The 12,190-nt window shown below is 45.5% G+C and carries 14 protein-coding genes; 6 read left to right on the top strand and 8 right to left on the bottom strand.

Going from position 1 to position 12,190, the window contains the following annotated elements; translation table 11 throughout:
- Positions 1-6 precede the first annotated feature (6 nt).
- From rodA to FEF09_RS18470, 4 genes are all read left to right on the top strand, one after another.
- Entirely contained in the window at positions 7-1,296 is a 1,290-nt protein-coding gene (rodA, locus tag FEF09_RS18485; RefSeq protein WP_146306485.1) for a rod shape-determining protein RodA, read from the top strand.
- Between the two features lie 17 nt (positions 1,297-1,313).
- Positions 1,314-2,063 (top strand): MBL fold metallo-hydrolase, encoded by a 750-nt coding sequence (locus tag FEF09_RS18480; protein ID WP_261387592.1) that lies wholly within the window; start codon positions 1,314-1,316, stop codon positions 2,061-2,063.
- Between the two features lie 5 nt (positions 2,064-2,068).
- The gene (locus FEF09_RS18475; RefSeq protein WP_146306484.1) at positions 2,069-2,929 is read left to right on the top strand and encodes a helix-turn-helix transcriptional regulator; all 861 of its coding nucleotides are present in this window, start codon (positions 2,069-2,071) and stop codon (positions 2,927-2,929) included.
- Positions 2,930-2,994: 65 nt separating this feature from the next.
- Positions 2,995-3,339 (top strand): nuclear transport factor 2 family protein, encoded by a 345-nt coding sequence (locus tag FEF09_RS18470; RefSeq protein WP_146306483.1) that lies wholly within the window; start codon positions 2,995-2,997, stop codon positions 3,337-3,339.
- Between the two features lie 79 nt (positions 3,340-3,418).
- Here the strand turns inward: FEF09_RS18470 and FEF09_RS18465 are convergent, their stop codons facing one another.
- The 8 genes from FEF09_RS18465 to FEF09_RS18430 form a co-directional block, all read right to left on the bottom strand.
- Complete coding sequence (locus tag FEF09_RS18465) at positions 3,419-3,901, bottom strand: hypothetical protein (RefSeq protein WP_146306482.1); 483 nt, start codon at positions 3,899-3,901, stop codon at positions 3,419-3,421.
- A 1-nt stretch (position 3,902) separates the two neighbouring features.
- Positions 3,903-4,844, bottom strand: coding sequence for a hypothetical protein (locus tag FEF09_RS18460; protein WP_146306481.1), 942 nt, complete (start codon positions 4,842-4,844; stop codon positions 3,903-3,905).
- A gap of 103 nt (positions 4,845-4,947) precedes the next feature.
- A complete protein-coding gene (locus tag FEF09_RS18455; protein ID WP_012787861.1) occupies positions 4,948-5,499 on the bottom strand; it encodes an RNA polymerase sigma factor in 552 nt (183 codons plus the stop codon).
- A gap of 77 nt (positions 5,500-5,576) precedes the next feature.
- On the bottom strand, positions 5,577-6,539 hold the full coding sequence (locus FEF09_RS18450) for a transketolase family protein (protein ID WP_146306480.1): 963 nt from the start codon (positions 6,537-6,539) through the stop codon (positions 5,577-5,579).
- 45 nt (positions 6,540-6,584) lie between these two features.
- Complete coding sequence (gene galE, locus FEF09_RS18445) at positions 6,585-7,613, bottom strand: UDP-glucose 4-epimerase GalE (RefSeq protein WP_146306479.1); 1,029 nt, start codon at positions 7,611-7,613, stop codon at positions 6,585-6,587.
- A 146-nt stretch (positions 7,614-7,759) separates the two neighbouring features.
- Positions 7,760-8,629, bottom strand: a complete 870-nt coding sequence (rfbA, locus tag FEF09_RS18440; RefSeq protein ID WP_146306478.1) for a glucose-1-phosphate thymidylyltransferase RfbA — start codon at positions 8,627-8,629, stop codon at positions 7,760-7,762.
- 183 nt (positions 8,630-8,812) lie between these two features.
- On the bottom strand, positions 8,813-9,817 hold the full coding sequence (locus FEF09_RS18435) for an inorganic phosphate transporter (protein WP_146306477.1): 1,005 nt from the start codon (positions 9,815-9,817) through the stop codon (positions 8,813-8,815).
- 51 nt (positions 9,818-9,868) lie between these two features.
- Positions 9,869-10,522, bottom strand: a complete 654-nt coding sequence (locus FEF09_RS18430; RefSeq protein ID WP_012787856.1) for a DUF47 domain-containing protein — start codon at positions 10,520-10,522, stop codon at positions 9,869-9,871.
- A gap of 250 nt (positions 10,523-10,772) precedes the next feature.
- Between FEF09_RS18430 and FEF09_RS18425 the strand changes: the two genes are divergently transcribed.
- Both FEF09_RS18425 and FEF09_RS18420 read left to right on the top strand, forming a co-directional pair.
- Positions 10,773-11,609, top strand: a complete 837-nt coding sequence (locus FEF09_RS18425) for a UDP-2,3-diacylglucosamine diphosphatase (RefSeq protein ID WP_146306476.1) — start codon at positions 10,773-10,775, stop codon at positions 11,607-11,609.
- A gap of 149 nt (positions 11,610-11,758) precedes the next feature.
- The gene (locus FEF09_RS18420; protein ID WP_089812188.1) at positions 11,759-12,169 is read left to right on the top strand and encodes a hypothetical protein; all 411 of its coding nucleotides are present in this window, start codon (positions 11,759-11,761) and stop codon (positions 12,167-12,169) included.
- The last annotated feature ends 21 nt before the right edge of the window (positions 12,170-12,190 follow it).

Genomic DNA, 12,190 nt, shown 5'->3' with positions numbered 1-12,190 from the left:
TCAGTTATGAACCGTCGGCAGCAAATAAAATTGACAGAAGGTATTGACTGGCCTATCATGGGCCTCTACCTGGGGATCGTAACCGTGGGACTGTTATCGATCTTCGCAGCTGAGTACAGGGAAGGTGATAACATCTGGAATGATATCATCCACCTGAATAAAAACTATTCCCGCCAGCTCATGTGGCTGGGTGTATCTGCTGTACTGGCGACCATCATATGGCTGACAGACAGTAAATTCTTCACCGCTACGGCTAACCTGCTGTATGCCGGAGGTATTCTGCTCCTGCTGTTGGTATTGGGTATCGGTAAAGATGTAAAAGGGTCGCATTCGTGGCTGGTGATAGGAGGTTTTCAGTTCCAGCCGGCCGAGTTGACAAAGCTCTGTACGAATCTGGCGCTGGCCAAATATCTGTCTTCACTTGAAACTGACTTTACAAAACTCCGTTCCAGGCTGATCGCCGTATCATTGGCACTCATCCCCTGCGCAATTATCATCCTGCAGTCTGAAACAGGACTGGCGCTGGTATATTTTTCCTTCTTCCTCGTGATGTATAGAGAAGGTTTGCCGGGTGTATTACTGGTCATCGCTTTCTCGGGTATCGTGCTGGTACTCTCGGCTTTGTTGGTAGATAAGAATATCCTCTTTATTATATTCTCGGTCATTACCGTGCTGGTAATCTATTTCAGCCGGCGTGAGATAAAACGTAACCGTTCCAGACTGGCCGTAATATTGGGTATCTGGGCTTTCTGTTCTGTGTTTGTAATGTTTGTGGTGCCTTTTGCCTTCACCAAAGTACTGAAGGATTATCAGGTACGTCGTATTGAGGTAATGCTCGGAAAAGAGAATGATCCCAAGGCAACTTACAACACCCGTCAGAGTATGATTGCGATCGGTTCTGGTGGTGTGATAGGAAAAGGATATCTGAAAGGAACACAGACACGGTACGATTTCGTTCCTGAACAAAGTACTGACTTCATTTTCTGTACCGTAGGTGAAGACTTCGGTTTCCTGGGGTCTATCATATTTATCGGCCTTTATGTGGCGCTGCTCTTACGGATCATTTTTGTGGCGGAGCGACAGCGATCGACATTCAGCCGGGTATATGCTTACGGGGTGGCCAGTATTATCTTCTTCCATATGGCCATTAATATTTCCATGACCATCGGTCTGGCCCCGGTAATTGGTATTCCGTTGCCACTGGTGAGTTATGGGGGATCTTCCCTGATGACGTTCACAATGCTCATTTTCATCATGCTCCGTTTGGATGCTGACAGACAGATGGTATTACGATAGTTGCCTATCTTTGCAGAATGGCACGTATTATACCACTATCAGAAGGGGCTTTTACAGTAGACGCGACGAAGAAGTTTATACCGTACGATCTTCAAAAAGATAACATGCAGCAGCGTACCGGCGGTTCGTTGCTCGTAGAGATCCAGCCGTTCCTCGTGATCACAGATCAGGATTATATCCTGCTGGACGCCGGATTAGGCTATCGCAATCCGGATGGCGTGATGCAGATCCACCAGCATCTGATCGATAACGGTGTAAATCCGATGGAGATCACTAAGGTGTTGATGAGCCATCTGCATAAAGATCATTCCGGCGGGATTTCTATCGTAGATCCGCTGACCGGAGAGCGTAATCTGACGTTCCCACAGGCGACCTACTATGTGAACGCCGATGAAATGCAATATGCACTGGACAATGATGGTAAGTCTTATCATGCAGAAGACGTGCGTATACTCCAGCAGAGGGATAATGTAGTCTTTACCAAAGGAGACGGTACGATTGACGGCTATATTACTTACGAAGTAACTGGTGGTCACTGCCCCTATCACCAGACATTCCTGATTGATACCGATGATGAGAAGATCTTTTTCGGAGGAGACGAAGCGCCACAGGTTTCTTATATGAAACGCCGTTTTGCTGCCAAGTATGACTATGATGGCAAACGCGGAATGGAATTGCGTGAGCAGTTTAAAGAGCGGGGCACCCGCGATGGCTGGACTTTCCTCTATTATCACGATACCAAAGTGCCTTACGGCAAATTTCAATAGTCTTTATGTATACGCTGTACGAGAACCTGCGGTTTACCGGCCATGACCGGATGGATACCTGGCAGCAGGGTTCGCACAGCTGGGCCGCGTACAGCGTATACAAACAAAAGGCACATCACGAAGTATATACTCCCCACGCTATTCTCAACCTGATTGTCCGCGGACAGAAAAGGATGTATGACGGCCGCGTTGTACACCAGTTACAGGCGGGAGATGTTTTTATCATTCCGGCAGGTTCACTGCTTTGTTCTGAAATTCCCGGCCAGCTACATGGATACGAGAGTATTAATATTGAGCTGCCGGAGGATATGATTAATTGTTACCCGCTTCCTCAGATGCCGGGTCTTACAACACCTGTCAGTGCAACACAATTAATGGCTACAACTGAATGGCATCGGCTGAAAAATGACCTCCTGCAACAGTTTACAGTGGCTGAGACCATACCAGTACGACCATCCCAATCACAAATTGCAATAAGGGCATTATCTCTCATGGGGCAGACGGTACAGGGACAATCTGTTATCCGTATGTTGCAGGCGGCAACAGCAGTCCAGCCCGCGACCATGCATACGCTGGGCAGGGAACTATTACAGATGGGAGAGCTGGACGAGATGGCCCGTTATGCCTGTATGAGTAAGGCCACCTTAAAAAGACGGTTCCGGCAGGTGTATGATGTGGCGCCGATGAACTGGATATGGGAGAAAAGGTTGGAGCAGGCGGCTTTTTTACTGCGTACACAGACAGATTCCATCGGGGATATTGCTTACCGGTCGGGTTTTGAAAACATTTCTCACTTCTATCGTCTCTTCAGGAATGCCTTTGGGATGACGCCGACGGTCTGGCGGAAGCATTCCTTTACAATTTGAGCTTTTCAGCAAATATTGCCCGATCAGGGAGCGCTATATTGTATACCTCATCAAAATCTGATAGCATGAATGACTTTGCCCGGGAGTGGCTGCATGCCTGGAATACCCATGATCTGGAGGCGATAATGACTCACTATGCCTCCGATATTGTCTTTTATTCACCCTTTATTAAGCAGTTAAACAACGATCCTACAGGGTGTATAAAGGGGACGGAGGCGTTAAAGGCCTACTTTAGACGTGGACTTGATGCATACCCTGACCTGCACTTCGAGCCTTATCAGGTATTGGAGGGGGTACATTCTGTGGTGATTTATTATAAGAGTGTAAAGGGAATGCTGTCGGCGGAGATGATGGTGTTGAATGACGAGGGAAAGGTACGTGAGGTAAGGGCGCATTATGCCGGCGTCTGACTTATGCTGAAAGGATAAGAAAAAAGCCCCGATCTGTGAGGATCAGGGCTTTTTATATTTTAAAGCATTGCATCAGCTATCAGGGGCGGCCTCTTCTGGCGCCGCCGGGGCCATTCACATTTCTCATCTGTCTTTCTTTCATGGCACGGATCAGGGTGTTCCGGAACTCTCTTTCAGATCTGAATACATTACCGGCTTTGGTGGCGGGTAATACTTTCTGGAATTCCTGATTGTAATGTGTTTTGATATCGAGCATACGGCGTTCATACCCCAGTTCTTTCTGGTCGGCAGGCGGATTATTGGATGCCTTTGGACCATTGGTGGTGTGTTTACGACGTTCAGCGATGAGTATCTCTACTTCCTTTGTGTATTGATTATATAGTGGCCAGAATTTCTGTGCTTCTTCCGGGGTGAGGTCCAGCTTCTGAGACAGGTAGGCGATTTCAGCTGCGCGGATACGGTCCTTCATCTGATCGTCAGCACCCTGCTGCGCAAGGATGGCAGAAGGAAGGCAAAACAATGAGAGGACAGTAAATATAAAAAGTGTGTAAAAATGTTTCATCTCAATTGTCTGTTAGGCTTTCTTTTAACAAACCAGTGTTATCTAAATAGTGTTCGATGGCTTCTGCCGGTAACTCGTCTACTTCCGGGATCTCGTAACTTTCTTCAGCGGCGGGTGCGTAGGAGGCCAGTTCTTCCTTATCAAAAGCGTCTGTGTGGGCCTGTAGGTACTCCATGATTTCCTGATCACTTACATTGGCCAGGGCATTGTCTATTATATTGGCAGAATGGTTATTGTCTCTGACAAAGAGCAGCGTACTGACGCTCACGAGGGCTATCAGACTGGCCGCAACGGCCCATTTGATATACCGGCGGGAGTGCATTTTCCGGATAACGGTTGTAGGTGCCGGGGCGGAAAGCTGTTCAGATATAACAGTTGCAGGTTTAGTAGCAGATGCTGCGACAGCAGCTATTACTTCGGTGCTCAATTGAGCAAAATAGCCTTCAGGTACAGACAGCGGCATGTTTTTAGGCATGTCGGCCAGTAAGGGGGACAGTGCAGCCAGTTCTTCCCGGGCTTCGGATGCGTGTATTTGCTGCAGGAGCCGGGCAGGCAACTGATCGAAGTAGCCGGCAGGGGCTGTCATGGGGAATGCCTTTGGCAGGTCTGCCAGTATGGAAGGCTCATCATCTGAAGCCATTACACTATCTGAAGCACTGGTAATGTTTTCGCTGATATTGAGCAGTATGTTTTGCGATAATTGGTTGAAATAGTCCTGAGGTACTGACAGGGGAACGGATTTAGGTATAGCTGACAGCAGCGGGGAGAGCATTTCCAGCTCTTCTTTTGCTTCTGTAGCATACACTTTCTGCAGGATATTACCTGGCAGCTGATCGAAGTATCCGGTGGGCACCTTTCCGGGGAAAGGCTTGATACCGGGCCATTCAGCTTCAGGGATGAGCTCCCGCAGTTCGTTCGCAATATCGTTGTCTCTGGATATCATACAGCTTTTTAGACAGCAGAAGAGAGCAATAGTTTAAAAAAGTTGTGGTTTCGTCTCTAAAAAATTGTGATTCACCTCTTAAAAGTACGAAGATGTCGCATTTTCAGCTATTTCGGATGAACTCTTCGATCTTTTTTACGGCGTGATGGTAGGATGCTTTGAGTGCGCCTTCTGAGGTGTCGAGAACACGGCTCATTTCTTCATAGGGCATTTCATCATAATACCTCAGATTGAATACAATCCTTTGTTTTTCAGGCAGTCCCAAAATAGCCTTCTGCAGTTTCCACTCCAGTTTATTTGGGTCGAACTGGGCATCGGCTTTCAGAGTATTACTGAGACCAGTTTCTACATCTGACAGTGAAACTGAGTTATTTTTCTTTTGTTTTTCCAGGAAGGTGAGGCATTCATTGGTGGCTATTTTGTATAGCCATGTGTAGAGTTGCGCATCTTCGCGGAATCCTTCCAGATTTTTCCAGACTTTTACAAATACGTTCTGCAATACATCATTGGCGTCATCATGGTCGAGTACCAGTCGTCTGATATGCCAGTAAAGGCGTTCCTGGTATTTCTGGATGATATACGTAAAGCCCTTTTCCCTTGTGGCAGGGTCACGGTATATTGCCAATAATGCCTTATCATCCTGAGGTATGCTCATTCTTAGGTTAAATGGTTTAAATAAAAAAAACCATCATTATGATGGCTTTTTTTACATAAAGTTTAATCCAATATAGATTATTTCTTTTTTCTTGCGATTGCTCTTTCAGCAGCAGCAACGATGTGCTCTGTATCCAGACCATATTTCTTTAACAGATCCAGTGGTTTACCGCTTTCACCGAAAGTATCGTTTGTACCTACGTATTCGATAGGGATTGGATTGTGGCGTGCAGCTACCTGTGCGATGCTGTCACCCAGACCACCGAGTACGTTGTGTTCTTCTGATGTTACAGCACAACCTGTTTTCTGGATAGAGCGCAGTACAGCTTCTTCATCCAGTGGTTTAATAGTATGTATGTTGATGATTTCAACGCTGTAGCCTTTTTCTTCCAGTATCTTACCTGCTTCTACAGATAACCATACCATGTGACCGCAGGCGAACAGGGTGATATCTGTTCCTTCGTGCAGTACCTGTGCTTTACCTACTTCGAATTTTTGATCTTCCGGAGTGAAGTTTGGCCATTTTGGACGACCGAAACGCAGATACACCGGACCTTCGTAGTCAGCGATAGCAATGGTAGCGGCTTTGGTCTGGTTGAAATCGCAAGGAACGATTACAGTCATACCGGGCAGCATTTTCATCATACCGATGTCTTCCAGGATCTGGTGGGTTGCACCATCTTCACCGAGGGTCAGACCCGCGTGGGATGCACAGATCTTAACGTTTTTGTTGGAATAGGCAACTGACTGACGGATCTGGTCGTATACACGGCCTGTAGAAAAGTTAGCGAATGTAGTTGTATAAGGGATTTTACCACCGATGGTCATACCGGCAGCAATACCGATCATGTTTGCTTCTGCGATACCAACCTGTACAAAGCGGTCAGGAAACTCCTTAATAAAGGCATTCAGTTTCATCGAACCCAACAGGTCGGCGGTCAGTGCTACTACATTCGGATTTTTACGCCCAGCTTCCAGTATACCTTCTCCAAAGCCTGCGCGTGTCTCTTTCTCATTTAACGGTTTAATATCTTTTACCATAGCCTTTTATTAAGAATTGAGTCATAAATGTAAGAAATAAACTTTTTAATTGCTAAGCACCCGGTCCCTTAAGGCAACTTCCCATTGCCATGCGGTGCGCATCATGTCTTCGATGCCGGTTCCAGCTACCCAGCCGAGTTCTTCTTTGGCTTTGGTATTGTTGGCATAGATGGCGATAACGTCACCTGGACGACGCGGGCCCAGTTCGTAGTTCAGTTTTACACCTGATATTTTTTCAAACGCCTTGATGGCTTCGAGAACGGTAACACCGTTACCGGTACCAAGGTTGAAAACCTCGCAATTCTCCTTGTTCTTTTTAGCGAGGAGGTATTGCAGGGCTTTTGTATGGGCATTGGCGATATCCATTACGTGGATGTAGTCACGGATGCAGGAACCATCACGTGTATCGTAGTCGTGACCGAACACGGTCAGTTTAGGTAATTTACCGATGGCAGTCTGTGTGATAAACGGAACCAGGTTATCAGGGCGGCCCAGCGGTAATTCTCCGATCAGACCGGAAGGGTGAGCGCCTACCGGATTAAAATAGCGCAGCAGGATGGACTGGGTGGTGTTCACCTTACTATAATCCCGGATCATCTGTTCGCCCATTTGTTTGGTGCGCGCATATGGAGATTGTGCTTCCAGCAGCGGAGAGGTTTCTACTACCGGCAGTTCAGTGGCATTGCCATAAACGGAGCAGGAGGAGGAGAAAACCAGATTAGGGATGTTAAACTCTTTCACGCATTTCAGGATGTTCACCAGAGATGCGAGGTTGTTGTGGAAATAAAATAACGGATCAGCTACAGATTCAGGCACTGTTTTGAGTGCTGCGAAGTGGATTACTCCAACGATGTCCCTGTTTTCGTGAAATACTGCGTGTGTGTCTTCCAGGTTGCAAAGATCTACCTTATAGTTGCGGATTTTTTTGCCTGTGATTTTTTCTACGCCATCCAGCAGCTGAGTGGTGCTGCGTATGTTACTGTCTACCGATACTACGTCAAAGCCATTGTTAATCAGATCTACGATAGTGTGAGAGCCTATATATCCACAACCACCGGTAACTAGAACCTTCATATGTCTTGATTTTATTTATTTTTTTCAGGATTAAGTACAATCAGATGTCTGAAAATATGCCCAATGATGAATTACAAATAGTGAATTGAATGCTGTGTTACGAATGTACGTTTCCAGATCGATAATTCGTAGCCCATCTCCGATTATCAGAGTTTATGTTCAATAATTTTCTCAAGGTACTGACCATAACCGCTTTTCAGCAATGGTTTGGCGAGTGCCTGTAGTTGCTCGCGGGTGATGAAGCCTTGTCTGTAGGCGATTTCTTCGATACAGGCTATTTTAATACCCTGACGTTGTTCTATCACCTGTACAAACTGGGAAGCCTGCATCATGGAGTCAAAGGTACCGGTATCCAGCCATGCGGTACCACGTGGAAGAATAGATACTTTTAGTTTACCACGTTGCAGGTATTCTTTATTGACATCTGTGATCTCATACTCACCGCGTGCACTGGGTTGCAGGTTAGCGGCAATATTGATCACTTCATTATCGTAGAAGTAAAGACCCGGAACGGCATAGCTGCTTTTGGGCTGTTGCGGCTTTTCCTCGATGGATACGGCCTGCATTTTATCATTGAATTCTACTACGCCATAACGTTCAGGATCGGATACCTGATAGGCGTAGACGATACCGCCATCCGGGGTAACGTTGTTAGCCAGCTGTGTACCGAGACCGGCGCCATAGAAGATATTATCGCCCAATACGAGGGCTACATTATCCTTACCAATGAATTCGCGGCCTATAACAAATGCCTGTGCAAGGCCATTGGGTTGTGGCTGTTCAGCATATTCGAGGCGCAAACCGAGCTGGGAGCCGTCACCGAACAGACGCTGAAAGGCTGGCAGATCATGGGGCGTGGAAATAATAAGGATCTCCCTGATCCCTGCGAGCATCAGCGTTGATAGTGGATAGTAAATCATTGGCTTATCATATACCGGCATGATTTGCTTGCTGATGGCATAGGTAATGGGATGCAGACGAGTCCCGGAACCTCCGGCCAGTATGATACCTTTCATAGCATTTATTATAATAATGAGTAATAGACTTGGTCTTTCAAAAAGCCCTACAAAAATAGGGGGCTCCGCGATAAAAAAAGGAAAAACTAAAAAAGGAAGGGGTATAAAGAGAAAGCCCTCCGGCCATTTCATCACAGGATGAGGATGCCGGAGGGCTGATTATATTGCGTATTAGCGCTTTGTTTAGATAAAGAGGTCTGCTATAAAGTATACAGCAGCAGCCAGCAGTGCACTGATCGGTATGGTCAGTATCCATGCCCAAAGGAGGCTTACTGTTACACCCCAGCGTACCGCGGACAGGCGTTTCGTAGCACCTACACCGATAATAGAACCGGTAATAGTGTGGGTGGTACTTACAGGAATACCCAGTGATTCTGTGAGATAAAGCGTTACAGCGCCCGCAGTTTCCGCAGCCACACCTTCGAGTGGTGTTACCTTGGTGATACGGGATCCCATGGTTTTAACGATCTTCCAGCCACCGCTCATGGTACCAAGACCGATTGCGATGAAACAGGATAAAGGTACCCAGTTTGGAACGGAAGCTACATCTTTGATCGTACCATGTGCTACCAGAGCAGCTGCAATGATACCCATTACTTTCTGAGCGTCGTTACCACCGTGCGCGAGGCTCAATGCGCCGGAGGAAACCAGCTGCAGACGTTTGAACCAGTTTTCCGCCCTGTATGGGTTTGCCCTGCGGCAGACGTTCATAATTATAATGGTGATCACAAAGGCGACGGCCATACCTATGAATGGCGCCAGCGCAATGAAGTAGATGATCGGCATTACTTTGGCGTAGTTGATCACCGCAAAGGATCCGTGAGCGGCTGCAATGGCTGCTCCGACAAAACCGCCGATCAGGGTGTGGGAAGAGCTGGAAGGTATACCATACCACCAGGTCAGCAGGTTCCACACAATCGCAGCGATCAGGCCACACAAGATAACTTTCAGTGTGATGAACTGCTCAAATACAGATTTCGCGATAGTGTTACCTACCTTGAACTCGCCATAAACGTATTTAGAGATAAAGAAGGCTGCAAAGTTGAATACTGCTGCCCAAAGTACGGCCTGAAAGGGCGTCAGTACTTTTGTCGATACTATAGTCGCTATAGAGTTAGCCGCATCATGAAAGCCGTTTATATAGTCGAAGATAAACGCCAGTATGATGATCGTGACAAGTAAGGTCATTAGAATGAAATTTGCATTAAAGAAGCTGGCTGAATATGTATAACCAATTGATTATGCATATTTTATTATGATCGACTCTATCACATTGGCGCAATCCTCACATTTGTCGGTTGCTATTTCCAATGCCTGATACAGTTCACGCATTTTCAGCAGTTCTCCTGCATTATTAGATTCTTTTTCGAACAGATCAGCGATTGCCATGTCATAGATATCATCTGCGTGGTTTTCCAGACTGTTGATCCTTACGCAGGCGTCTGTGATATTACGCATGTTGGACATGGTACGCAGTTCCGGGATCGCTTTGTGCAGTTCCAGGGTACCCTGATAGATCAGATCTGCCAGTTTACGTACACTATCATTGATTTCGTGCACTTTATACAGGTCCAGTCTCTTTGCAGATCCATGAATGTAGTCAGCCACATCGTCCAGCGTTGCTGCCAGATGGTGAATATCTTCGCGGTCAAAAGGAGTAATGAAGTTCTGTCCCAGTTCAACAAAAATACGATGAGTAAAATCGTCGTTTTTGTGCTCCAGTCGCTCAATAAGATGGGTTTTGTCTTTACGTACGGCCATGTCTGTGGAGGATACCAGCTCTACGAGCACTTTACCCATTTCTACCAGATTAGCTGCAACGTCTTCAAATAATGAATAGAAAACCCTGTCTTTCGGTATAAATAACTTTACAAAGGAATTGAAGCCTCCCATACTCTTTGTTTGAAAATTTGGCGCAAAAATAGCTTTCCGCGGGCAATACCGCCAAGAAAAAATTATCCTTAATGATTCCTTAACACTGGATTAATATAAAAGTAATATAGCAATTTTTTCTTTGTATTGTAAAAAAAGACTGACTGAATGCGGGTTCAACCCGCTATGGCAGTGCTTTTAAGCGAACTATACTATATTATAAACTAAACCTAACAACTGCCCGGTTTCTTCGGTTCAATTCTTAAAAAAAATGTCTGATAAGCGCCCTCTTGATATTGTCGTTATATCCGATGTCCATCTTGGCATCTACGGCTGTCACGCGAAAGAATTAGTCCAGTATCTGGACAGTATCGATCCTAAAATATTGGTACTGAATGGAGATATCATTGATATCTGGCAATTTAGCAAGCGTTATTTCCCTAAAGCCCATACCAAAGTGATCCGCCGTATCCTGAAAATGACCGGAAAGGGGACTGAAGTATATTATCTGACAGGAAATCATGACGAGGCATTACGCAAATTTGCCGGTTTCGGACTGGGCAATCTGACCATTGACAATAAATTGATCCTTGAAGTAGATGGGAAAAGACATTGGTTCTTCCATGGAGACGTTTATGACGTTACCATGAAGAACTCAAAATGGCTGGCTAAACTGGGCGGAAAGGGTTATGACCTGCTGATTATTATCAACAGGTTGGTTAATAATATCTTAGAGAGAATGGGCAAGGAAAAGATGAGCTTTTCCAAGAAGGTGAAACATGGTGTGAAACAAGCTGTTAAGTTTATTTCAGATTTTGAACAGGTGGTAGCTGAAATTGCCGTTGATAAAGGATTTGATGTTGTATGCTGCGGGCATATACACCAGCCGATTATCAAGGACATGCAGCATAATGGTAAGAACGTGACCTATCTCAATTCCGGTGACTGGGTGGAAAGTCTGACTTCACTGGAATATACCAATGGTCAATGGAGCCTATATCAGTATCCCGTATCAAAAGCGCGCGTTGTATTACCAGAAGAGGAAGAAGATGGCTCAGCCATGCCATGGGAAGATATTTCCAAGGTGATTAGCTTCCCGCAACAATAACACATATATAAGTAGTTGTTATTTAACATTTATTTATGATATAATAACAACTGCTTAATATTCACTTAATACAGAGCCACTAAGTTTGTATTATTCTTTAATAGTCCAGACGTAAGTGACCGACTGGTAATGCTAACACATATAGTAAGATGAAAGTATTGAAGTTACATCCTTTAATGACAGTCTCCCTGTTACAGATGCAGTTTCAGAGACTGCTGGCCTGTAATATAGCGGTGTATATGCGTAATTCCCCGGCTAATGCATTTGACACCTTACAGGAAGCCGGTTTCCCTGAGCAGATGCTGATCGAATTTCCTATTGATGAAACATTGAGTCTCCGCGAGTTCGAAGAAGAACTGGAAGATAAATTCAATTTCACACTGGAACTTTGTAATAAGGATAACAAACCTTTTACCAATAAAAGCATGCATCTGTTCCAATTGATATCTACCCTGAACGATAGTATGAAATTCAATTCAGAGTATAGTGCACAACTGGATATCACACTGGAAAGATTGCTGAATAATAATCATCAGGGACCGCAGCAAATAGCCTGCTGACCAATGTTTTAGCATTACCAT

Source organism: Chitinophaga pinensis (assembly GCF_007896845.1).
GTDB lineage: Bacteria > Bacteroidota > Bacteroidia > Chitinophagales > Chitinophagaceae > Chitinophaga > Chitinophaga pinensis_C.
This window is presented reverse-complemented; position numbering and strand designations above follow the sequence as displayed.